The sequence below is a fragment of the Burkholderia pseudomultivorans genome (assembly GCF_001718415.1).
In the GTDB taxonomy this organism is placed as follows: domain Bacteria; phylum Pseudomonadota; class Gammaproteobacteria; order Burkholderiales; family Burkholderiaceae; genus Burkholderia; species Burkholderia pseudomultivorans_A.
The window spans coordinates 2,553,576-2,573,635 of record NZ_CP013378.1 but is presented as its reverse complement, the minus strand read 5'-3'; the positions used below and the strand labels follow the sequence as shown (position 1 = coordinate 2,573,635).

Sequence of the window (20,060 nt, the reverse complement as noted above, 5' to 3'; positions counted from 1 at the left end):
GCGCAGCCCGGGCGGGCTGCCATCGCGCCGGCAGCCGCGTTATTTCTTCTTGCCCTTGTGTGCGGCGGCCTTGGCGGGCGCCGCCTTCGCGGGCGCGGCGCGCGTCGTGCGCGCGGCCGGCTTCGCCGCACCGCGCTTCGCGCCGCGCGCGGCGGACTTGCCGCCCGTCGACAGGCTCGCGCGCTCGATGTGACCGCCGCCGACCGACGTCGCGATCCGCTCGGGGCCCGGCTCGGCCGGCACCGCGCGGCCGACCGGCACGTGCAGCACGAGCGCCTGGCCCGGCATCGCGAGATCGCGGTGCGTGCGGTTCCACGCCTTCAGCTGGCCGACCGACACGCCGTAGCGGCTCGCGATCGTCGCCATCGACTGCTTGCGGCGCACGCGGATCAGCATCTTGCGCGTGTCGGGCACGTCCGGCTCCATCGCCAGCACGCCGTTTTCCGCGACGTCCGCACTGATGTCCTCGTCATCGTCGTCGCCGCGCGGCACGACGATCGTCGAGCCCGGCTTCAGGCGCATGCCGGCCGGAATCTTGTTGACCGACATCAGCGTGTCGGCGTCGACGCCGATCTTCTCGGCAATCGCCGCCGGCCGCGCGCGCTCGCTGACCGTGTAGGTCGTCCACGACGACAGCTGGCCGCCGTACGACTTCAGGTTCTTCTCGAACGCCGCCGCGTTGTCGAATGGCAGCAGGATCTGCGGATCGGTCGCACCGAGGATCACCGGCTTCGAGAACGACGGGTTCAGCGACTTGAATTCGTCGAGCGACAGGTTCGCGAGCTTCGCGGCGACCGACACGTCGATGTCGCGCGACGTCGTGACCGTCACGAAGTACGGGTGGTTCGGGATGTCCGGCAGCGTCAGCCCGTACTGCTGCGGATTCGCGATGATGTTCTTCACCGCCTGCAGCTTCGGCACGTAGTTGCGCGTCTCGTTCGGCATCCGCAGGTTCTGGTAGTCGGTCGGCAGGCCGGCCGCCTGGTTGCGCGCGATCGCGCGCTGCACGTTGCCCTCGCCCCAGTTGTACGCGGCGAGCGCGAGATACCAGTCGCCGAACATGTCATGCAGGCGCGACAGATAGTCGAGCGCGGCGCTCGTCGACGCGAGCACGTCGCGCCGTTCGTCCTGCCACATGTTGCGCTTCAGGTTGTAGGTGCGGCCCGTGCCGGGCATGAACTGCCACATGCCGGCCGCCTTCGCGACCGACAGCGCCTGCGGGTTGTACGCGGATTCGATGAACGGCAGCAGCGCGAGCTCGGTCGGCATGTGACGCGCCTCGAGCTCCTCGACGATGTGATACAGGTACTTCTGCGAGCGCTCGGTCATGCGCTGCACGTAATCGGGACGCTGCGTGTACCACGTCGTCTGCATGTCGACGAGGTCACTCTGCAGGTCGGGCATCTGGAAGCCGCGGCGGATGCGCGCCCAGAGATCGCTGTCGGCACTGGTCAGATCGCCGACGGACTGCTTGTCGACGTCGACGGTTTCTTTGGCGGTGGCGGATTTACGGAGGTAGGTGGACGTCGCCTGCGAATCGGCGGCGTTGTTGGCGACAGGGCCCTGACTCGCACAAGCGGCGAGTAGCAGGACCATCAGCGCACTCAATATAAGTCGCATGAAAATCTCGGCTTCCGACGGCTGGAAATTGCAGGCGATACTACGGAAGTGCGTGCTTCACGTCAATAAAAACACCGAAAACTCAGCCAAATCCTACATTTGGAGCAATTTTTACAGACTCCGCTTGAGCTTTGGAGTCCTCCGGAAATGCTCATCGGAACCGGTTTTTCCATTCACGCAGCAGCCGAAACGCCGCGAGACGGTCCGGCACCGTTTCGTGCAGTTCGGCCTCGAGCGTCGCGCGGATCGCCTCGCTGTCCGCACGCATGAACGGGTTAACGGCACGTTCGTGCGCGATCGTAGTGGGCAGCGTCGGGACGCCGCGCGCGCGCAGCGCCTGCGCTTCGTCGCGCCACGCGGCCAGTGCCGCGTTGCCGGGTTCGCAGGCGAGCGCGAAGCGGATGTTCGACAGTGTGTATTCGTGTGCGCAATGCACGCGCGTGTCGCCCGGCAGCGCCGCGAGCGCGTCGAGCGACGCGAGCATCTGCGCGGGCGTGCCCTCGAACAGGCGGCCGCAGCCGCACGAGAACAGCGTGTCGCCGCAGAACACGTGGGGCACCGCCGCGCCCTGCCCGGCGGGCTGGAAGTAAGCGATATGGCCGCGCGTGTGACCCGGCACGTCGAGCACGTCGAAGTGCGCGGCCGGCGCGGCGAGCGTCACGCGCGCGCCGCCCGCGAGCGGCTGCGTGACCACGCCGATCCCCTCGGCGGCAGGGCCGTAGACGGGCAGCGGAAGATCGTCCGGCTGGCCAGCGCGCAGCGCCTCGACACCGCCGACATGGTCGGCGTGGTGGTGCGTGAGTAAAATAGCGGTCAACCGCCAGCCGCGTTCGGCAAGAACGCGGCGCACCGGCGCGGCTTCACCCGGATCGACGGCGATCGCATCGCGGCCGTCCGACACGAGCCAGATGTAGTTGTCTTCGAATGCCGGTACCGGCACGTATTCCAGCTCGTTCATGGGCGCGTAATCATCGCTATGTCTGACCGACAAATTATAGACTGGCCAGCCTGGACCGACTCCCCTCCCGGCCGCTACGTGCTGGGCTGGGAGCAGGCGCAGCTCGACCGCATCGTGTCCGACGTGTTCGGTTTTCACGCGCTGCAGCTCGGGCTGCCGCAGCTCGACGCGCTGCGCGAGAACCGCATGCCGTATCGCGGCCTCGTGCTCGATCCGGCGAGCGGCGCGAGCGCGCCGTTCCAGTATCCGTGGGCGCGCGCGGCGCACGCGCCGCAGCACGCGCCGGCCGATCGCAGCACGACCTGGTGCGACCTGCTGGACCTGCCGTTCGAGTCGCAGAGCGTCGACCTGATCGTGATGCCGCATACGCTCGAATTCACGTCCGACCCGCACCGGCTGCTGCGCGAGGCCGAGCGCGTGCTGATGCCGGAAGGCCAGCTCGTGATCACCGGCTTCAATTCGCTGAGCCTGTGGGGCATGCGGCAAACCTTCGGGCGCATGGCGAACCGGCCGTTCGTGCCGGCCACGCGCGACCAGATCGCCTTCATCCGGCTCAAGGACTGGATCAAGCTGCTCGGCTTCGATCTCGAGCGCGGCCGCTTCGGCTGCTACCGGCCGCCGCTCGCCACCGACAAATGGCTCGCCCGCTACGGCTTCATGGAAGCCGCCGGCGACCGCTGGTGGCCGATCTTCGGCGCCGTCTACATGGTGACGGCCGTCAAGCGCGTGCGCGGCATGCGCCTCGTCGGCCCGATCAAGGTGAAGAAGCCCGTGCTCGCGCCGGGCCTGACGCCGGCGGCCTCCCCGACCACCCATCAAGAACACTCATGACCATCGACACGATCGACATCTATACCGACGGCGCCTGCAAGGGCAATCCCGGCCCCGGCGGCTGGGGCGCGCTGCTGCGCTTCGGCGACCGCGAGAAGGAGCTGTTCGGCGGCGAGCCGAACACGACCAACAACCGCATGGAGCTGATGGGCGTGATCGCCGCGCTCGAAGCGCTGAAGCGGCCGTGCCGCGTGATCGTCCATACCGATTCGCAGTACGTGCAGAAAGGCATCAGCGAGTGGATCCACGGCTGGAAGAAGAAGGGCTGGATGACCGCGGCGAAGACGCCGGTGAAGAACGCCGACCTGTGGAAGCGGCTCGATGCGCTCGTCGTGCAGCACGAGGTCGAGTGGCGCTGGGTGAAGGGCCACGCGGGCCATCCCGAAAACGAACGCGCGGACGCGCTCGCCAATCGCGGCGTCGAATCGCTCGCGGCCTGACCGCGGGCCGCCTCCCTGCCCTGTTTCTCCCGATTTATCCGACATGCGCCAGATCATTCTCGATACCGAAACCACCGGCCTGAATCCCCGCACGGGCGACCGCCTCATCGAAATCGGCTGCGTCGAGCTGCTGAACCGGCGGCTCACCGGCAACAACCTGCACATCTACGTGAACCCCGAGCGCGACAGCGATCCGGGCGCGCTGGCGGTGCACGGCCTGACCACCGAATTCCTCAGCGACAAGCCGAAGTTCGCGGAAGTCGTCGACCAGATCCGCGACTTCGTGAAGGGCGCGGAGCTGATCATCCACAATGCGCCGTTCGACCTCGGCTTTCTCGACGCCGAGTTCGCGCGGCTCGGCCTGCCGCCGTTCACCGAGCATTGCGGCGGCGTGATCGACACGCTCGTGCAGGCCAAGCAGATGTTCCCCGGCAAGCGCAACTCGCTCGACGCGCTGTGCGACCGCTTCGGTATCAGCAACGCGCACCGTACGCTGCACGGCGCGCTGCTCGACTCGGAACTGCTCGCCGAGGTGTATCTGGCGATGACGCGCGGACAGGACAGCCTCGTGATCGACATGCTCGACGACGAGGCGGCCGACGGCGGCGCGGGCGGCGGCCAGCGCGTGTCGCTCGCGTCGCTCGACCTGCCCGTGCTGGCCGCGAGCGACGACGAGCTTGCCGCGCATCAGACCCAGCTCGACGAGCTCGACAAGTCGGTCAAGGGCACCTGCGTGTGGCGCCAGGCGGCCGCGGCCGACGCCGCCGAAGCGGCCTGACGCAGCAGCGCCGCGCCTGCGGCCGCGCTCACGCGCGCGGCTGCAGCGCGATGACGGCCATCCCGGCCAGCGCGAGCGCCGCGCCGGCCACGTCCCAGCGGGTCAGCGCGACGCCGTCCACCGTCCGCAGCCAGATCAGCGCGACCGCGATGTACATGCCGCCGTACGCCGCATACGTGCGCCCCGCCGCGCTCGGATGCAGCGTCAGCAGCCACGCGAACAGCGCGAGCGACAGCGCGGCCGGCGCCAGCAGCCACACGGGCCGGCCCGCCTTCAGCACGAGCCACGGCAGGTAGCAGCCGACGATTTCGGCCAGCGCGGTGGCGGCGAACAGCGCCGCGATCCTGATCCATTCGGTCATCCGGTTCCCCATGAATGCGGCCCGCATCATCGGGCCTGCGCGGCCATGCCGCGCGCCGCCGATCATACCGGAGCGCGCCCCGCCCCACGGGCGTTTCCCGGCAATTTGCACGATCGTCTGTCATCGTGCTATCATGTCGCCTGTTTCAACATTCAATTTCTGCCCATTCGATTTTGGGCGAAGTCTGTCCGCCCGTGGCGGGCCGGGGCTTCGGCCGGAATCGCATCCACAGAGAAGCGCGCCCGAGCGGCTCGCTTTTTCTCGTTTCGTCGCCCTTCCGGGGCGTCCGCCGGAACGCCGGACTTCGTCCGCACCGGCATCTGCCGCCAGCATCACGCGGCCCATTCTTCATGAGCGCACTGTCGCGACGGCCCATCGGGCCCGCGTCGAAGCAAGCCCTTGCGCAGTAAGCGTTTAATGGCCTGCCCCGACGCGCCGCACACGACACCGCGCTTGCCGGCAAACCGTGTCGGACGGCTCGCCCGTTCCGGCGCAGTCAAAGGAGTGCATGACCTTGACCGCAACACACGTCAGCCCGACCGCTGTCTCTTCTTCCCCGTCGTCGACCGGCGAGGCCCCGCTCGCCGCGGACGACATTACCGTCGTCGACCAGAGCCTGCTCAAGCGCGCCGTCAGCGCGATGGCCATCGGCAATGCGATGGAATGGTTCGACTTCGGCGTCTACAGCTACATCGCCGTCACGCTCGGCAAGGTGTTCTTCCCGTCCAGCAGCCCGTCCGCGCAGCTGCTGGCCACCTTCGGCACGTTCGCGGCCGCGTTCCTCGTGCGCCCGCTCGGCGGCATGGTGTTCGGCCCGCTCGGCGACCGCATCGGCCGCCAGCGCGTGCTCGCGATGACGATGATCATGATGGCCGTCGGCACCTTCGCGATCGGCCTGATCCCGAGCTACGCGTCGATCGGCATCATGGCGCCCGTGCTGCTGCTGGTCGCCCGCCTCGTGCAGGGCTTCTCGACCGGCGGCGAATACGGCGGCGCCGCGACCTTCATCGCCGAGTTCTCGACCGACAAGCGCCGCGGCTTCATGGGCAGCTTCCTCGAGTTCGGCACGCTGATCGGCTACGTGATGGGCGCAGGCGTCGTCGCGCTGCTCACCGCGTCGCTGTCGCAGGAAGCGCTGCTGTCGTGGGGCTGGCGCGTGCCGTTCCTGATCGCGGGCCCGCTCGGCCTGATCGGCCTCTATATCCGGATGAAGCTCGAGGAGACGCCGGCGTTCAAGCGCCAGGCCGAGGAGCGCGAAGCGCAGGACAAGGCCGTGCCGAAGGCGCGCTTCCGCGAGACGCTGCTGCGCAACTGGCGCGCGCTGCTGCTGTGCGTCGGCCTCGTGCTGATCTTCAACGTCACCGACTACATGGTGCTGTCGTACCTGCCGAGCTTCATGTCGTCGACGCTGCACTTCGACGAATCGCACAGCCTCGTGCTGGTGCTGCTCGTGATGGTGCTGATGATGCCGATGACGCTCGCCGCCGGCCGCCTGTCCGACCGGGTCGGCCGCAAGCCGGTGATGCTGGCCGGCTGCGTCGGCCTGCTGGTGCTGTCGATCCCGGCGCTGATGCTGATCCATGCAGGCACCACCGCGTCGGTATTCGGCGGCCTGCTGATCCTCGGCGTGCTGCTGTCGTGCTTCACCGGCGTGATGCCGTCCGCCCTGCCGGCGCTGTTCCCGACCGAGATCCGCTACGGCGCGCTCGCGATCGGCTTCAACGTGTCGGTGTCGCTGTTCGGCGGCACGACGCCGCTCGTGACCGCGTGGCTCGTCGACGCGACCCACAACCTGATGATGCCCGCGTACTACATGATGGGCGCCGCCGTGATCGGCGTGGTGTCGGTCGTCGCGCTCGCGGAAACCGCGCGCCAGCCGCTGAAGGGCTCGCCGCCGGCCGTCGCGACGCGCCGCGAGGCGCACCAGCTCGTGCGCAAGCTGCGCGACGAGGACGAATCGGAGCTGTACGGCGTCGTCTCGACCGCGCGCGCCTGAGCGCCGCAATGAAAAAGCCCCGGCGGGAACCGGGGCCTGATCGTGTGGCCGGCTGCCCGGCCCTCGGATCCGCCCGATCGGCGCATGCGCGCCGGCCGGGCTTTTTTTCATCTGCGCATGGCGCGCGCCGTCATGCGTGCGCTTCGCAGTGCCGGCAGAAGATCAGTGCGCGCGAGCGCGCCACGGCCGCCTGCGCGCCTCGCGCGGCCACGATCAGGCCGACCTGGCCGAGATTGAAATCGCGCTCGACCATCAGCTGCGTCAGCGCGGCCAGCGGCAGCAGAACGGACGGGTGGTACAGGCTCGATTCGATCAGGGCTTTCATCATCGACTCCATCTGGCAATGCGCTATTCGATGGAGTGGATTCTAGGGATCGCCGCCATCCGGATAAACCGCAGGAAAGCGAAGTCACTTGTCAGCGCCCAAGAACAATCGACGGCGCCCGGGTGGCGGCGCCTGCGCGCACCGCCAGCCTGCGCCGCCGGCCCGGTCGTCGCTTCAGTCGAGCGGCGTCTCGACGAACGCCGGCAGCGCCTCCGCACGCGCCGAATGCGCGGCGAGCGCCGGATAGCGGGCCGGATCGATCCGCGCGAGCGGCGCAAAATCGGCCGCCATGAACTGCGTGAAGCGCCACGCGACCGCCGTCGTCACGTCCGGCTGCAGCAGCCGCGCGCCGCCGAACCAGCCGTGCGCGGCCGCGACCAGCGGCTCGAGCGCGTCATACGCGGCCTCGAGCTGGCTCAGCACGCGCTCGAGCCACGGTTCGTGCTGCTTGTCGGTCGGCCGCAGCATCTGCTCGTAGACGACCTGCACGGTCTTCTCGGCCGCCGCGAGCGCGAAGCCGACCGGCACCAGCGCGCGCAGCCGCGCATCGGGTGCGTCGGGCAGCAGGCGCCGTTCCGGCGCGACGCGGTGGTCGAGATAGTCGACGATCAGCGACGAATCGAGCAGCGTCGCGCCGTCGTCGGTCACGAGCGTCGGCGCCTTGACGACCGGATTGACCGTCCTGAACCGGTCGAAGTGACGGAACACCGACAGGGGCTCGTGTTCGAACGGCAGGTCGAGCAGCTTCGCCGAAATGGCGACGCGGCGCACGAACGGGGAATCCAGCATGCCGATCAGCTTCATCGCAAACGCTCCGCTTGAGGGAATGGGACCGACGACTGTAGCAGCGTCGCGCGTGCGCGCCTAGCGCCGCGTGCGCGTGCCCGCCGCAGCGCGCGACACCCGTCGCGCGGCCGGCGCGTCGTAGGCGTCAACACCCATCCCGCTGCCCCGCAACCGTGACCATAATGCAGGTTCACGCCTTCTCCACCGCGAGGTCCGCCATGTGGTACGCCCTCGTCGAGCAGCAGCGGGAATGGATGCGCGCGTGGCGCGACGCGACACGGCACGCGTTCGACGCGTGGCCGGCGGCGGCGCTGCCGCAGGCCGCGTCGTCGTGCTACGACGACCTGTTCGAGCCGCTGCTCGGGCCGCCGGCCGGACCGCCGCGCTTCGACATCCGGCCGCTGGCCGTCGACGGTCGCGACATCCCCATCGACGAGCGGATCGCCGCGCACACGCCGTTCTGCGACCTGCGCCGCTTCGGTCGCGCCGGCGCCGCGCGCACGGTGCTGCTGTGCGTGCCGCTCGCGGGTCATGCGGCCGTGATGATGCGCGAAACCGTCGAGACGCTGCTCGCCGACGGCGACGTATCGGTGACCGACTGGATCAATGCGCGCGACATCCCGCCCGCCGCGGGCCGCTTCGGGCTCGACGAATACGTGGCGATGCTCGACGGCTTCATCGATGCGCAGCTGGACGACGCGCGACCGCTGCACGTCGTCGCGGTGTGCCAGGCCACCGTGCCGGCGCTCGGCGCGCTCGCGCTGCGCGCCGGCCGCGGCCTCGCGCCGCCGGCGAGCGTCGCGCTGATCGGCGGCCCGCTCGATGCGCGCCTCAACCCGAGCACGCTCGGCGCCGCCGCCGCGTCCCATTCGCTCGCGTGGTGCCGCCGTCACCTGATCGACATCGTGCCGCCCGGCTTTCGCGGACAGGGCCGCCATGTGTTCCCGACCTATCTGCAGCAAGGCGAGATCGCGCTGCTGTATCCGCAGCGCTTCCTGACGCTGATCGACGACTATGCGCGCGCCGCGGCGCGCCTCGACATGGCCGCGTTCGCCGCGGCACGGCGCGCGCTGCGCGAATACACCGCGCTGCTCGACATGCCGGCCGAGTACTTTCTCGATACCGTCGATGTCGTGTTCCAGCGCATGTGCCTCGCGAACGGCACGTGGGACGTCGACGGCCGGCGCGTCGAGCCGGCCGCGCTGCGCGGCATCGCGCTGCTGACCGTCGAAGGCGCGCGCGACGCCGTCACGGGCGCCGGCCAGACCCATGCGGCGCTCGACTTGTGCTGCGGCCTCGCCGCCGGCGAACGGCAGCGGATCGACGTCGACGACTGCGATCACTACGGACTGTTTTGCGGCGCGCACTGGACCGACGACGTGCATCCGGCGCTGCAGCGCCTGTTCGCACGGGCCGAGGCCGCGCGGCCACGGGCGCGTGCACGGAGAATCAGGCGGAGCTGAGGTCGCCGCCCGGTTCGCACGCCGCATCGAGCAGCCGGCGCACCTCGTCGTCGCCGGTCTGCTCGAAGCGGGCATAGAACTGGCTGATGCCGAACAGCGACAGCGGCCACACCACCGCGACGAACGCATCGGCGAGCGTGTCGAACGCATGGCGCGCGCTCGCCGGCGCAACGGGCACCGCGGCGACAATCCGCGCCGGATGGCGTTCGCGCAGCGCCTGCAACGCGACGCGCATCGAGGCGCCGGTCGCGACGCCGTCGTCGACGACGATCGCGGTGCGCCCCTCGACCGGCAACGGCGCCCGCGCGCCGCGATAAAGGGCTTCGCGGCGCTTCAGTTCGTCGCTTTCGCGCGCGATCGTGTCGGCGAGCTGCGCATCGGTCACGCCCATCGAGCGGATCACCGCATGCTGCAGATGAATCGTGCCGCCCGTCGCGATCGCGCCCATCGCGAGCTCGGGCTCGTACGGCACGCCGAGCTTGCGCACGACCAGTATGTCGAGCGGCGCGCGCAGCGCCTGCGCGACCGGATATGCGACCGGCACTCCTCCGCGCGGCAACGCGAGCACGACGACGTCGCCGCGCCCCGCGTAGTCGTGCAGCGCGCCGGCGAGCCGGCTGCCCGCGTCGGCACGATCGGCGAAACACTCGGTCATGATCGGCTCCCTGCCCCTGCGCCGGCCTTGCGCGACCTGCGCCGGCGCCCTGCTAACGAGCTTGGTGCATCGACGCCTTCGATGCAAGCGGGGTCATACCGGCGTGCGTGCCGCGTGCGCGGCGACCCGGCCCGCGCGCGGCTTGCGCGCGCTCGCGCGGCGTCAGAAACCGCCCGCCTGCCGGTACAGGCGCCAGAACGATTGTGCGTAGGATTGCGCGAGCTCGGGCGCGCGATGAAAGACGTTGACCGTCTCGGCACGCGCGGCCGCGTCGCCGGACAGCGTGGTCAGCGCGACGCTGTCGTCGACGATCACGAAGCGCGGCGCCGGATCGCCATGTCGCGAGTCGATCGCGACGTCGATGCCGGCCGACTTCAGATAGCCTGCGCCGCTGTACTTGCCCGCGTGCGCCGAACGCACGAGCACGACGCGCACCTCGATCCCGCGCGCGCGGGCCGCCCGCAGCGCGCTTGCGACGGCCGGCGGCACGTACGCATAGCCTGCCAGCAGCACGCGGCGCTGCGCGCGTTCGATCAGGTCGACGGTCGCGTCGGCTGCCGCGTTGTCGTATGAAAAATAGGCGCCGACGGACGCGGCGTCGGACGGAATCTGGGCGGCGTGGGCGGTCGCCGCGCAGCCGAGCGCGGCGACGAGTAAGGCGGCTGGTCTCATGGCGGGCGCCATTGTAGCGACGCCAATTCGCGTGGCAAGCGCCCGTCGCGGCGGTGCTGCGTCGGCGCAACACACGGTGCGAAACGGCTGCGCGGCGCACGCGTCGCCGCGCGTTCGATCAGCCTGCGGCGACGCGCGCAAGCCAGCCCGTCACGCCGTCGACCGAGCGAAAATCGGCGAGGCTGCGCGCCGGCAGCGCCGGGTAGGCGCCGCTCGCCATGTCGGCCAGCGCGCGCCCGGGCCCGAGTTCGAGAAACGCTGTCGCGCCGGCCTCCACGCATGCCGCCAGGCACGCCGCCCACTCGACCGGCTCGGCGATCTGGCGCGCGAGCTTGTCGAGCCCGGCGTCGACGTCGAGCACCGACGCACCGTCGATCCCCGAGAACAGCCGCGTGCCGGGCAGCGGCCGGCGCACGCGCAGCGCGGCGAGCGACGCGCGAAACACGGGCACGGCGGCCGCGAGCCGGCGCGTGTGGGACGCGATCCGCACGCACACGGGCGCGACGCGCTGCGCGCCGGCATGTACGGCATCGTTGGCCACCGCATCGACATCGGCCTGCGTCCCGGCGACCACGAACGCATCGCCGGGATTGGCGATCGCGATCGCGGCCTCGCGGCCGTCGCAAAGCTGCGCGAGCTGCGCGCGCGACAACCCGCGCACGAACGCCATCCGCTCGTCGCCGTCGCTCGCGGCGTCCATCGCCTGCGCACGCGCGGCCGCCAGGTCGAGCGCGTCGTGCGGGTCGACGATCCCCGCGACGCTCCACGACGCGACTTCGCCGACGCTGTAGCCGGCCACGCAGCGCCGGCGCGGCCATGCCGCTTCGAGCAGCGCGGCGGCCGCCAGCGCCTGCACCGTGCAGAGAATCTGCGCGGCGCGGTTCTCGCGCAGCGCGTCCGAACCGGCCTGCCGGACCCACGTGCGCGGATCGTCGCCGAGCAGCCGTCCCGCGTGCGCGAACAGCGCGTCGGCCTGCGGCGCGGCGCCGGTCAGATCGAACATGTCGGCGCGCTGCGCGCCCTGCCCCGAGCAGAGGATGGCCAGCGTCATCGCGTCGCCTCGTCCGGTTCGAGCGCATCGACGAACACGCTCATCGCGAGCAGGTCGGCCGCGCCGCCCGGGCTCAGCCGCCGCGCGACGAACGCGCGATGCGCGGCGGCTGCGCGCAGCCGCCAGTCGCGCGCGCGCACGCCGCCGCGTGCGACGAACGCGCGCGCGGCCGCCCACGCGAAATCGAGGCCGGCCTGCCCGCCGCGGTGCAGCAGGTTCGTGTCGTCGAGCGCGGCGATCAGCGCGAAGCAGGCGTCGACGCGCGCGGCTTCCGGATCGTCCGGCCGGTCGAGCCGTGCGCGCCGCAGCGCGGGCAGCCCGACCCGATAGACGGTGACGAAACCGTCGGCCGCTTCGCGGCGCGCGCCGCCGACGCCGTAGCGGCGGCTCGCGCGCTCGCCATGGCTGTCGGGCAGGCGCGGGCCGCCGAGGATATCGGCGCCCCAGCGGCGCGCCACCCACGCGCCGAGCGTCAGGTCGCGGGGCACCGCGCCGGGCACGCCGCGCCGGCCCGCGGCCGCGCACAGCAGCCCGAGCCCGAAGATCGCGCCGCGATGGGTGTTGACGCCGCCCGTCGCCGCGAGCATCGCATGCTCGGCACGCAGGCCGATCTTGCGCAGCGCGGCCATCTCCGCGTCGCGCGCGCCCGCCTCGGCCAGTTCCGCGAAATACGGCCGCAGCACGGCCGCGCTGCGCGCAAACATTGCGGCATCCATGTCCGCATGACTGCCGGTATCGACGTGGCTGACGAGCCCCGGCTTCGGATAGGTGTCGATCTCGAGCAGGAGGCTGTGCTCGGCGAGCGCCGCGATGCGCTCGGCGTCGGTCGGCGCCGGGATGCGACAGACGGCTCGCGCGCTCATCGTCCGGCCCCGGTGAACAGGTCTGCCGAAACCAGCTCGACGCCGGTCGCGGTCTTCAGCGCGACCTCGGGCAGCCGCGCCTGCAGCTCGCGCCAGTTGACGCCCGCCCCATCGTCGCGCAGCAGCTCGCCGTCGATGCGCATCGGCGCGTGCGCATCGACCGCCGCGAGCCCGTCGAGCAGCGGCGCGAGCCGGCCTGCGCCCGGCAGCGGAAATACGAGGTCGAGATCGGACGACGCGCCCAGATAGGTTTCGCCCGTCAGCCACTGCCATGCGAGGCTGCCGAACGCGCGCCCCGGCACGCCGCAGCGCGCGCCGAGCGCATCGAGCTCGCGCAACGCCGGTTGCCACGCGTCGGGCGCCGCGCCGCGCACATCGGCCAGCGCCGGCAGCGGGCCGACCGTCGCGAGCGCATCGGCGGAGACGTTCAGCGCGATGCGACGCTTGCCGGCCGACGGCGGCAGCGGCATGCCGAGCGGCACGCGGCCGGCCGCCGCCTCGTCCGGCGACGCGCGGCGCACGATCAGCGGCCAGCCGTGCTCCGCCCAGCTCTGCGCGCACGGATCGGCCGCCAGCAGCGGATCGCGCGCGAACGCCGCGCGCCACCCCGCCGCCGTCAGCGTGACGAGCGTGTGGCGGCGCAGCGGTGCGTCAGCGTGCGGCACGCGCGAGCGCCTCGACGCGCTGTGCGACCTCGGCCGCGACCGGCCGCCCGCGCGCGGCGCGGCGATCGACGCGGTCGACCGGCTTCGCGAGCCATGACGCGACCTGCGCATCGAGCGCCCGCGCCGGATCGAGCACCGCATCGACCGCGCCCATCTTGACGAGATTGTCGAGGCCCGGCGCGAACACGGCCGTCGAACGCGACATCTCCTTGAGCACGTCGATCGGCAGCTTCGTCACGCGCGACATCGACGGCAGGTCCATCACTTCCGGCTCGGCGCCCGGCAGCGCGAGCAGCGTGCGCGTCGCCAGCGCGGTCGCGATGAACGCGCCGGCCGCCGTGTGGCCATACAGCACGCCGATCGTCCGATGCCCGGCGAGATCCGCGTGGATCAGGCACTTCGCGAGATGCGACAGCCCTTCGTTCAGGCCCAGCAGTTCGTCGCGCTTGCTCATCCGCTGGCTGTCGCTGTCGACCAGCACGAGGATCGGCGTCGCCGCGCCGCGCTCGATCGTGTCGAGCACGTGCGACGCGAGTTTCAGCGCTTCATCGATGCCGAACGGCAAGCGTTCGGCCACGCCGATCACGTCGACGCGCGCGCCGCCCAGTTCCGCATGACCGGCGAGCAGGCCGCCGTCGCGCGCGATCGCATGGCCGTGCGGGAACAGCGCGTTCAGGACTTCGTCGAGCGTCATGCGAGGCCTCCTGCCGGGCCGCCCCGTCCGGGGTGCGGCAAACCGAGTGAGCGTGGTTTCATTTCAACTCCTGCAGTTGATCGGCGAGCGCAATGAACGCGTCGTCCGGCATCCCGGGAATCGCTTCCGGCGCGTTGGCGCCCAGCGTGCGCCACACGTCGAGCGCATCCGCGCACGCACCGAAACGCGCGACGCGTGTGTCGAGCCGCGCCTGCTCGGCGCGCAGCATCGCCGTGTCGAACGTCGGCGCGCAGCCGATCAGCTCGAGCGCCGCCGCGCGAAACGCCTGTGGCGTGTCGGCGACGTAGCGGTCCGCGCCGCCGATCAGGCGCCGGTGCTTGCCGCCCATCGTGCGCCAGATCAGCGCGCGGTCCTTCGCATCGAATTCCTCGACGCCGCGATTGGTCTCGATCACTTCCGGCCCCGACACGCTGATGCGGCCCTGCTCCGACACCGCGAGCGCCGAGCAGCACGCGGCGAGCAGCCCGCCGCCGCCGTAGCAGCCCGCGCGGCCGCCGATCAGGCCGATTACCGGCACGCCGGCCGTGCGCGCCTCGACGAGCGCCCGCATGATCTCGGCGATCGCGAGCTCGCCCGCATTCGCCTCCTGCAGCCGCACGCCGCCCGTATCGAACAGGATCAGCACCGGCGTGCCGCATTCGCGCGCCGCGCGCAAGAGGCCGGTCAGCTTCGCGCCGTGCACTTCGCCGAACGCGCCGCCCATGAAGCGGCCCTCCTGCGCGGCGACGAACACCGGCCGGCCGTCGAGCCGGCCGTGGCCGACCACCATGCCGTCGTCGAACTGCTGCGGCAGGTCGAACAGCGGCAGGTGCGGGCTCGTCACGCGTTCGGCCGGCCCGAGGAATTCGCCGAAGCTGCCCGCGTCGAGCAGCCCGTCGATGCGCTGCCGCGCCGACGCTTCGTACCAGCTCGCGGCGTTCGCGACGAAGGCCGGCGCATCGTGACCGAGGTTGACGTCGCTCATGCCGCGTCCCCCTCGATCGCGCGCACCGCCTGCGCGAGCCGCAGCGACACCATGTCGGGCCGCGCGCCGCCGTCGTTGATCGACAGCTTCAGGCCGCCCGGCGTGCGCCGCTCGACGAAGTCCGCGACGACCGCCTGCCAGACCGCGCCGAAACCGACCGCCGCGGTGCGGATGTCGATCTCGCATTCGCGGCCCGGCAGCGTGCGTTCGACCAGCACCTCGAGATTGCCGGACGCGACCACGCCGACGAGCGCCGAGTCCCGTTCGCCCTTCGCGCGTTCGCGCGCGGTGAAGCGATAGTTCAACTGTTCCATGCCGTCTTCCTCACCAGTTGCGGAACCGGGCCGGCGGCGCATACAGGCCGCCCGACCAGTGCACGAGATCCTTGATCGAGCGCGCGGCGAGCCAGCGGCGGTCGGCGTCGAGCGGATCGATGCCGAGATCCTCCGGGCGGCGGATCACGCCGCGCTCGCGCAGCCGCTCGACCATCCTGCGGTCGCGGCCGCGGCCGATCTCCGTATAGCCGGCGACGCCGCGAATCGCCTGTTCGCGCTCGTCGCGGTCGCGGCACATCAGCAGGTTCGCGATCCCCTCCTCGGTGACGATGTGCGTGACGTCGTCGCCGTAGACCATGATCGGCGCGAGATCGAGCTGCAGCTTGTCGGCGAGCTTCAGCGCGTCGAGCTTCTCGACGAACATCGGCACGTTCTTGTCGCCGAAGGTCTCGCCGATCTGCACGACCAGCTTGCGCCCGCGCCGCAGCGCGGCCGGCGTATCAGGATCGGCTTCCGCGCCGGCCTTCAGCCACGGTTCGCTCGGATGACGCCGCCCGCGCGCGTCGCTGCCCATGTTCGGCGCGCCGCCGAAGCCGGCGATGCGCTCGGCCGTGACCGTCGACGAATGGCCGGACAGATCGATCTGCAGCGTCGAGCCGATGAACATGTCGCACGCATAGAGGCCGGCCGTCTGGCAGAACGCGCGGTTCGAACGCAGCGAGCCGTCCGGGCCCGTGAACCACACGTCGGAGCGCGCGCGGATGTATTCGTCCATCCCGACTTCGGAACCGAAGCAGTGGATCTGCTCGACCCAGCCCGATTCGATCGCCGGGATCAGCGTCGGATGCGGGTTCAGCGCCCAATGCGTACAGACCTTGCCCTTCAGCCCGAGCTTCGCGCCGTAGGTCGGCAGCAGCAGCTCGATCGCCGCGGTGTTGAAGCCGATCCCGTGGTTCAGGCGCTTGATGCCGTACGGCTCGTAGATGCCCTTGATCGCGAGCATCGCAGTCAGGATCTGCGTTTCGGTGATCGCAGCCGGATCGCGCGTGAACAGCGGCTCGACGTAGAACGGGCGGCCCGCCTCGACGACGAAATGCACGCGGTCGCCCGGAATGTCGACGCGCGGCACCTTGTCGACGATGCGGTCGACCTGCGCGATCACGATGCCGTCCTTGAACGCGGTCGCCTCGACGACGGTCGGCGTGTCCTCGGTGTTCGGGCCCGTATACAGGTTGCCGTCGGCGTCGGCGCTGACCGCCGCGATCAGCGCGACGTGCGGCGTGAGGTCGATGAAGTAGCGCGCGAACAGCTCGAGGTAGGTATGCACCGCGCCGAGCGCGATCTTGCCGCCGAACAGCAGCTTCGCGATCCGCTGCGACTGCGGGCCCGAATACGCGAAATCGAGGCGCTTCGCGATGCCGCGCTCGAACACGTCGAGATGCTCGGGCAGCACGACGCCCGACTGCACCATGTGCAGGTCGTGCACCTTCGCGCTGTCGACGTCGGCGAGCGCCGTCGCGAGCAGGTCGGCCTGCTTCTGGTTGTCGCCTTCGAGGCAAACGCGATCGCCGGGGCGCAGCACCGCTTCGAGCAGCGCCACCGCGTCGCGCGCATCGACCCGCTTGCCGCGCGCGAACGGCGCGCCGGCCGCGAGGCGTGCATCGCGCGCCTGCCGCGCGTGATTCCATCCCGTCATGAACAGTTCTCCTGCTTCGATGGTCCAGCGGCATTCTAAGCCTGGCGCCGCCGCCGATTGATGATGTTGCCGAATCCGACTCAGAGGCGGCCGCGATGGATGCGTCCTGCGCGCTGCCCGTGCGGACGCGGCGCGCAGGCCCCGCCGCGCTATGCGCCGACCAGCGCGCGCGTCGTGAAGAACAGCACCGACGGCCCGAGCAGGCAGCCGACGCCGGTATGGAAGGTCGCGACCAGCGCGCCGTACGGCACGAGCCGGCGGTCGGTCGCCGCGAGCCCGGCGCTGACGCCGCTGACGGTGCCCGCGAGGCCGCCGAAGATCATCGCGGAGCGCGGCGTCTTCAGGCCCATGAAGCCGGCCGCGACCGGCGTGCCGATCATCACGATGATCGCCTTCACGAGCCCGGTCGCGATGCTCAGCGCGATCACGTCGGAACTCGCGCCGATCGCCGCACCCGTGACGGGCCCGACGATGTAGGTGACGGCGCCCGCGCCGATGGTCGTCATGCTGACCGCATCGGTATAGCCGAACGCGCGCGCGATGCACGCGCCGACGATGAACGGCAGCACGGTGCCGAGCAGCAGCGACAGCACGCCGACCAGCCCGGCCTTGCGCGCTTCGGCCGGCTGCACCTCGAACGCGGTCGCGACGATCGCGAAATCGCGCAGCATCGCGCCGCCCATCAGCCCGACGCCCGCGAACAGCGGCAGGTCGGCGATGCCTTTCTCGCCGCCGGTGAATGCGCCGCCGACGTAGGCCAGCGCGAGGCCGATCACGATCGCGATCGCGGAGCCGTGCACGCGGCCGAACGTGAGCTTGCGCGACGCGATCGACGACACCCACATGATCAGGCCGACCAGCGCGAACGACGCGACGAGCCCGTTGTGGGCGACGACTTTTTCGAGCATCTGCAGCATGGCGGCCTCCGTCACTGTTCTTCGAATTGCGGCACGCCCGCGAAGGCCGTGTCGTCGCGCCCGGTGCGCACCAGTACCGCAATGCAGCACGCGCAGATCGCGACCGCGCCGACCGCGGCCAGCAGCGCGACCGGCCCGCCCCTCAGCGCGGCGACGACGTTCTGGTTCGCGGCCATCGCGACGACGACCGGGATGTACATCGCGCCCCAGAAGCCGACGCCGGCCTCGGTCTCCTTCGGCAGCCAGCCGCGCCGGTGCAGCCACAGCCGCAGGCAGATCAGCAGCAGCATCGCGATGCCGACGCCGCCGACGTTGGTCTTCACGCCGATCGCGGCGCCCAGCAGGTCGCCGAGAAACAGCCCGGCCAGATGGCAGAACGCCAGCAGCGCGGTTCCGTAGATGATCATGAGTCGTCTCCAGTCTCTTCGTGACGGGCGCCTGGCCGTCCGCAGGAGGCGTGCGGCGCCCGGCGCTTGCGGGCCGGGCTGTCTCCTGCGGCGGTGCGCCGCGGCCCGGCGCGCCGTCGTGCGGACGCGTTCTCGGGCGGTCGATGGGATGATGCGGTTTCGGGCCGGACGCCGTAGACTGACCGATGCAGCCGCCGGCGCGACACGGGCGACGCATCCGGCTGGCCTGCCATGCGGGCGCACCGGTGCGTGATCCGATACTAGCCCCGCCGCCTCCGGCCATTTATGAAGTTGTCGAAACCGATTCAGTGGATTTAGCAATGCGCCCGTTACCGCCCGAGCTGCTGCGCAGCTTCGTCGCCGTCGCCCAGTCCGGCAGCTTCACCGCCGCGTCCGAACGCGTGAGCCTGTCGCAGTCGACCGTCAGCCAGCACATCCGCCGTCTCGAGGAGTTGCTGGACCGGCCGCTGTTCGAGCGCGACACGCGCAACGTGCGGCTGTCGCAGCACGGCGACGCGCTGTTTCGCTACGCGGTGCGCATCCTCGAGCTGATGGACGAGGCCGTCACGTCGGTGTGCGGGCCGCCGCTGTCGGGCAAGGTGCGGCTCGCGATGTCCGAGGATTTCGCGTCCGCGCACCTGACGGCCGCGCTCGCGAGCTTCGTGCAGCGCAATCCGGACGTCGAGCTCGCGATCGCCACCGGCCTGTCGGGCGACCTGTTCGACGCGCTCGACGAGGGCCGGCACGATCTCGTGTTCGCGAAACGGATCGCCGGCAGCCGGCGCGGCCGCGTGATCCGCAGCGAGCCGCTGTACTGGTGCACCGGCCCCGATTCGCGCATCACGGGCCACGAGACCGTGCTGCCGCTCGCGATGCATCCGGAGCCGAGCGTGTCGCGCCGCCGCGTGCTCGAATCGCTGGAGGCGGTCGGGCGGCCGTACCGGATCGCGGTGGTCAGCAGCAGCGTCGCGGTGCTGCGCGCGGCCGCGAGCGCGGGGCTCGGCGTCAGCGCGTTCGCCGGCTACGTGATCCCGGCCGGGCTCGCGCGGCTCGACGCCGGCTTGCCCGAACTCGGCGAACTCGAATACGTGATCGACCGCCCCGCCGCCGCGTCGCGCTCGACGCTCGCGCTCGAAGCGACGCTGATCGCGGCGGCCGCCCAGCTGTAGCCGCGCCCCGCTTGCCGCAGCGCGGCTGACAGCGCTGCCCGCGACGCGTCAGCGTCCTCGCAGCACCCGCTCCCGACAATGGGACGTCCGGAAAACGCACGGCTTGCGCCGCGTATTTTCGCCGTCCCTTTTCGATTGGAGCGTGCACCATGAACGTGATGCGATTCGCCGTCGCGACCGCTGCGGCCGCGCTGCTGTCCCCCGCCTTCGCCCAGACCGACGCTGCGCTGCCCGACCCGGGCCTGACGCGCGCGGACGTCATCGCGCAGCTGAAACAGGCTTACCTCGACGGCGACCTGCCGACGACCGACGGCGACTACCCGCCGAGCGACCGCACCCGCGCGCGCAATCGCGAACTGATCCAGGCCGCGCATCCGGCATGGCTCGACCGGGCGCCGCAGGCGGTCTCGCAGCAACAGTAGCCGGGCCGCCTGCCGACGCGCGTTGCCGCGC

The 20,060-nt window shown here is 70.9% G+C and carries 23 protein-coding genes; 7 read left to right on the top strand and 16 right to left on the bottom strand.

Going from position 1 to position 20,060, the window contains the following annotated elements:
* Positions 1-39: 39 nt before the first annotated feature.
* Both WS57_RS24205 and gloB read right to left on the bottom strand, forming a co-directional pair.
* Entirely contained in the window at positions 40-1,620 is a 1,581-nt protein-coding gene (locus WS57_RS24205) for a transglycosylase SLT domain-containing protein (RefSeq protein ID WP_040127093.1), read from the bottom strand.
* Positions 1,621-1,771: 151 nt separating this feature from the next.
* Complete coding sequence (gene gloB, locus WS57_RS24200) at positions 1,772-2,578, bottom strand: hydroxyacylglutathione hydrolase (protein ID WP_059514489.1); 807 nt, start codon at positions 2,576-2,578, stop codon at positions 1,772-1,774.
* An 18-nt stretch (positions 2,579-2,596) separates the two neighbouring features.
* Between gloB and WS57_RS24195 the strand changes: the two genes are divergently transcribed.
* From WS57_RS24195 to dnaQ, 3 genes are read left to right on the top strand one after another with little or no spacing between them, the layout of a single operon-like run.
* Entirely contained in the window at positions 2,597-3,409 is an 813-nt protein-coding gene (locus WS57_RS24195; protein ID WP_040127091.1) for a class I SAM-dependent methyltransferase, read from the top strand.
* Positions 3,406-3,849, top strand: coding sequence for a ribonuclease HI (rnhA, locus tag WS57_RS24190; protein ID WP_009689084.1), 444 nt, complete (start codon positions 3,406-3,408; stop codon positions 3,847-3,849). The genes WS57_RS24195 and rnhA overlap by 4 nt, the downstream gene beginning before the upstream one ends.
* A gap of 43 nt (positions 3,850-3,892) precedes the next feature.
* Positions 3,893-4,627, top strand: coding sequence for a DNA polymerase III subunit epsilon (dnaQ, locus tag WS57_RS24185; protein ID WP_040127089.1), 735 nt, complete (start codon positions 3,893-3,895; stop codon positions 4,625-4,627).
* A gap of 28 nt (positions 4,628-4,655) precedes the next feature.
* On the opposite strand, the gene WS57_RS24180 is transcribed toward dnaQ, so the two are convergent.
* Positions 4,656-4,988 (bottom strand): YnfA family protein, encoded by a 333-nt coding sequence (locus WS57_RS24180; RefSeq protein WP_059514507.1) that lies wholly within the window; start codon positions 4,986-4,988, stop codon positions 4,656-4,658.
* Between the two features lie 508 nt (positions 4,989-5,496).
* Between WS57_RS24180 and proP the strand changes: the two genes are divergently transcribed.
* The gene (proP, locus tag WS57_RS24175) at positions 5,497-6,984 is read left to right on the top strand and encodes a glycine betaine/L-proline transporter ProP (protein WP_040127088.1); all 1,488 of its coding nucleotides are present in this window, start codon (positions 5,497-5,499) and stop codon (positions 6,982-6,984) included.
* Between the two features lie 130 nt (positions 6,985-7,114).
* On the opposite strand, the gene WS57_RS24170 is transcribed toward proP, so the two are convergent.
* Both WS57_RS24170 and WS57_RS24165 read right to left on the bottom strand, forming a co-directional pair.
* Positions 7,115-7,312 carry a hypothetical protein gene (locus WS57_RS24170; RefSeq protein ID WP_069245474.1) on the bottom strand — a complete coding sequence of 66 codons (198 nt, stop codon included), beginning with the start codon at positions 7,310-7,312 and terminating at the stop codon, positions 7,115-7,117.
* A 171-nt stretch (positions 7,313-7,483) separates the two neighbouring features.
* Positions 7,484-8,113, bottom strand: coding sequence for a glutathione S-transferase family protein (locus WS57_RS24165; protein WP_059482504.1), 630 nt, complete (start codon positions 8,111-8,113; stop codon positions 7,484-7,486).
* Positions 8,114-8,313: 200 nt separating this feature from the next.
* Between WS57_RS24165 and phaZ the strand changes: the two genes are divergently transcribed.
* A complete protein-coding gene (phaZ, locus tag WS57_RS24160) occupies positions 8,314-9,558 on the top strand; it encodes a polyhydroxyalkanoate depolymerase (RefSeq protein WP_069244931.1) in 1,245 nt (414 codons plus the stop codon).
* Here the strand turns inward: phaZ and WS57_RS24155 are convergent.
* From WS57_RS24155 to madL, 11 genes are all read right to left on the bottom strand, one after another.
* Positions 9,545-10,213, bottom strand: coding sequence for a phosphoribosyltransferase (locus tag WS57_RS24155; protein WP_059514483.1), 669 nt, complete (start codon positions 10,211-10,213; stop codon positions 9,545-9,547). The genes phaZ and WS57_RS24155 overlap by 14 nt on opposite strands.
* Before the next feature lie 162 nt (positions 10,214-10,375).
* Positions 10,376-10,897: a phospholipase D-like domain-containing protein gene (locus WS57_RS24150; RefSeq protein WP_059601933.1), complete on the bottom strand. Its 522-nt coding sequence runs from the start codon at positions 10,895-10,897 to the stop codon at positions 10,376-10,378.
* 106 nt (positions 10,898-11,003) lie between these two features.
* Positions 11,004-11,936: a malonate decarboxylase subunit epsilon gene (gene mdcH, locus WS57_RS24145; protein ID WP_059601931.1), complete on the bottom strand. Its 933-nt coding sequence runs from the start codon at positions 11,934-11,936 to the stop codon at positions 11,004-11,006.
* Positions 11,933-12,799, bottom strand: coding sequence for a triphosphoribosyl-dephospho-CoA synthase MdcB (gene mdcB, locus WS57_RS24140; protein WP_069244930.1), 867 nt, complete (start codon positions 12,797-12,799; stop codon positions 11,933-11,935). The genes mdcH and mdcB overlap by 4 nt, the downstream gene beginning before the upstream one ends.
* Complete coding sequence (gene mdcG / locus WS57_RS24135) at positions 12,796-13,464, bottom strand: malonate decarboxylase holo-[acyl-carrier-protein] synthase (RefSeq protein WP_059514475.1); 669 nt, start codon at positions 13,462-13,464, stop codon at positions 12,796-12,798. The genes mdcB and mdcG overlap by 4 nt, the downstream gene beginning before the upstream one ends.
* A complete protein-coding gene (gene mdcE / locus WS57_RS24130) occupies positions 13,451-14,158 on the bottom strand; it encodes a biotin-independent malonate decarboxylase subunit gamma (protein ID WP_059514473.1) in 708 nt (235 codons plus the stop codon). Before mdcE ends, mdcG begins: the two co-directional genes overlap by 14 nt.
* A gap of 58 nt (positions 14,159-14,216) precedes the next feature.
* Positions 14,217-15,143, bottom strand: a complete 927-nt coding sequence (locus WS57_RS24125) for a biotin-independent malonate decarboxylase subunit beta (RefSeq protein WP_059514471.1) — start codon at positions 15,141-15,143, stop codon at positions 14,217-14,219.
* Positions 15,140-15,457, bottom strand: coding sequence for a malonate decarboxylase acyl carrier protein (gene mdcC, locus WS57_RS24120; protein WP_009690389.1), 318 nt, complete (start codon positions 15,455-15,457; stop codon positions 15,140-15,142). The genes WS57_RS24125 and mdcC overlap by 4 nt, the downstream gene beginning before the upstream one ends.
* Before the next feature lie 10 nt (positions 15,458-15,467).
* Positions 15,468-17,114: a malonate decarboxylase subunit alpha gene (gene mdcA, locus WS57_RS24115; RefSeq protein WP_059601925.1), complete on the bottom strand. Its 1,647-nt coding sequence runs from the start codon at positions 17,112-17,114 to the stop codon at positions 15,468-15,470.
* A gap of 149 nt (positions 17,115-17,263) precedes the next feature.
* Positions 17,264-18,031 (bottom strand): malonate transporter subunit MadM, encoded by a 768-nt coding sequence (gene madM / locus WS57_RS24110; protein WP_040127077.1) that lies wholly within the window; start codon positions 18,029-18,031, stop codon positions 17,264-17,266.
* An 11-nt stretch (positions 18,032-18,042) separates the two neighbouring features.
* On the bottom strand, positions 18,043-18,438 hold the full coding sequence (madL, locus tag WS57_RS24105) for a malonate transporter subunit MadL (protein ID WP_059601923.1): 396 nt from the start codon (positions 18,436-18,438) through the stop codon (positions 18,043-18,045).
* Positions 18,439-18,758: 320 nt separating this feature from the next.
* Between madL and WS57_RS24100 the strand changes: the two genes are divergently transcribed.
* Together WS57_RS24100 and WS57_RS24095 are read left to right on the top strand one after the other, a co-directional pair.
* A complete protein-coding gene (locus WS57_RS24100; RefSeq protein WP_040127075.1) occupies positions 18,759-19,607 on the top strand; it encodes a LysR substrate-binding domain-containing protein in 849 nt (282 codons plus the stop codon).
* A gap of 149 nt (positions 19,608-19,756) precedes the next feature.
* Positions 19,757-20,029: a DUF4148 domain-containing protein gene (locus tag WS57_RS24095; RefSeq protein ID WP_009691082.1), complete on the top strand. Its 273-nt coding sequence runs from the start codon at positions 19,757-19,759 to the stop codon at positions 20,027-20,029.
* The last annotated feature ends 31 nt before the right edge of the window (positions 20,030-20,060 follow it).

Bases quoted from the DNA above. Each gene is read 5' to 3' on its own strand.
- WS57_RS24205 (WP_040127093.1), bottom strand. From the start codon at position 1,620: ATGCGACTTATATTGAGTGCGCTGATGGTCCTGCTACTCGCCGCTTGT.
- gloB (WP_059514489.1), bottom strand. From the start codon at position 2,578: ATGAACGAGCTGGAATACGTGCCGGTACCGGCATTCGAAGACAACTAC.
- WS57_RS24195 (WP_040127091.1), top strand. From the start codon at position 2,597: ATGTCTGACCGACAAATTATAGACTGGCCAGCCTGGACCGACTCCCCT.
- rnhA (WP_009689084.1), top strand. From the start codon at position 3,406: ATGACCATCGACACGATCGACATCTATACCGACGGCGCCTGCAAGGGC.
- dnaQ (WP_040127089.1), top strand. From the start codon at position 3,893: ATGCGCCAGATCATTCTCGATACCGAAACCACCGGCCTGAATCCCCGC.
- WS57_RS24180 (WP_059514507.1), bottom strand. From the start codon at position 4,988: ATGACCGAATGGATCAGGATCGCGGCGCTGTTCGCCGCCACCGCGCTG.
- proP (WP_040127088.1), top strand. From the start codon at position 5,497: ATGACCTTGACCGCAACACACGTCAGCCCGACCGCTGTCTCTTCTTCC.
- WS57_RS24170 (WP_069245474.1), bottom strand. From the start codon at position 7,312: ATGATGAAAGCCCTGATCGAATCGAGCCTGTACCACCCGTCCGTTCTG.
- WS57_RS24165 (WP_059482504.1), bottom strand. From the start codon at position 8,113: ATGAAGCTGATCGGCATGCTGGATTCCCCGTTCGTGCGCCGCGTCGCC.
- phaZ (WP_069244931.1), top strand. From the start codon at position 8,314: ATGTGGTACGCCCTCGTCGAGCAGCAGCGGGAATGGATGCGCGCGTGG.
- WS57_RS24155 (WP_059514483.1), bottom strand. From the start codon at position 10,213: ATGACCGAGTGTTTCGCCGATCGTGCCGACGCGGGCAGCCGGCTCGCC.
- WS57_RS24150 (WP_059601933.1), bottom strand. From the start codon at position 10,897: ATGGCGCCCGCCATGAGACCAGCCGCCTTACTCGTCGCCGCGCTCGGC.
- mdcH (WP_059601931.1), bottom strand. From the start codon at position 11,936: ATGACGCTGGCCATCCTCTGCTCGGGGCAGGGCGCGCAGCGCGCCGAC.
- mdcB (WP_069244930.1), bottom strand. From the start codon at position 12,799: ATGAGCGCGCGAGCCGTCTGTCGCATCCCGGCGCCGACCGACGCCGAG.
- mdcE (WP_059514473.1), bottom strand. From the start codon at position 14,158: ATGACGCTCGACGAAGTCCTGAACGCGCTGTTCCCGCACGGCCATGCG.
- WS57_RS24125 (WP_059514471.1), bottom strand. From the start codon at position 15,143: ATGAGCGACGTCAACCTCGGTCACGATGCGCCGGCCTTCGTCGCGAAC.
- mdcC (WP_009690389.1), bottom strand. From the start codon at position 15,457: ATGGAACAGTTGAACTATCGCTTCACCGCGCGCGAACGCGCGAAGGGC.
- mdcA (WP_059601925.1), bottom strand. From the start codon at position 17,114: ATGACGGGATGGAATCACGCGCGGCAGGCGCGCGATGCACGCCTCGCG.
- madM (WP_040127077.1), bottom strand. From the start codon at position 18,031: ATGCTGCAGATGCTCGAAAAAGTCGTCGCCCACAACGGGCTCGTCGCG.
- madL (WP_059601923.1), bottom strand. From the start codon at position 18,438: ATGATCATCTACGGAACCGCGCTGCTGGCGTTCTGCCATCTGGCCGGG.
- WS57_RS24100 (WP_040127075.1), top strand. From the start codon at position 18,759: ATGCGCCCGTTACCGCCCGAGCTGCTGCGCAGCTTCGTCGCCGTCGCC.
- WS57_RS24095 (WP_009691082.1), top strand. From the start codon at position 19,757: ATGAACGTGATGCGATTCGCCGTCGCGACCGCTGCGGCCGCGCTGCTG.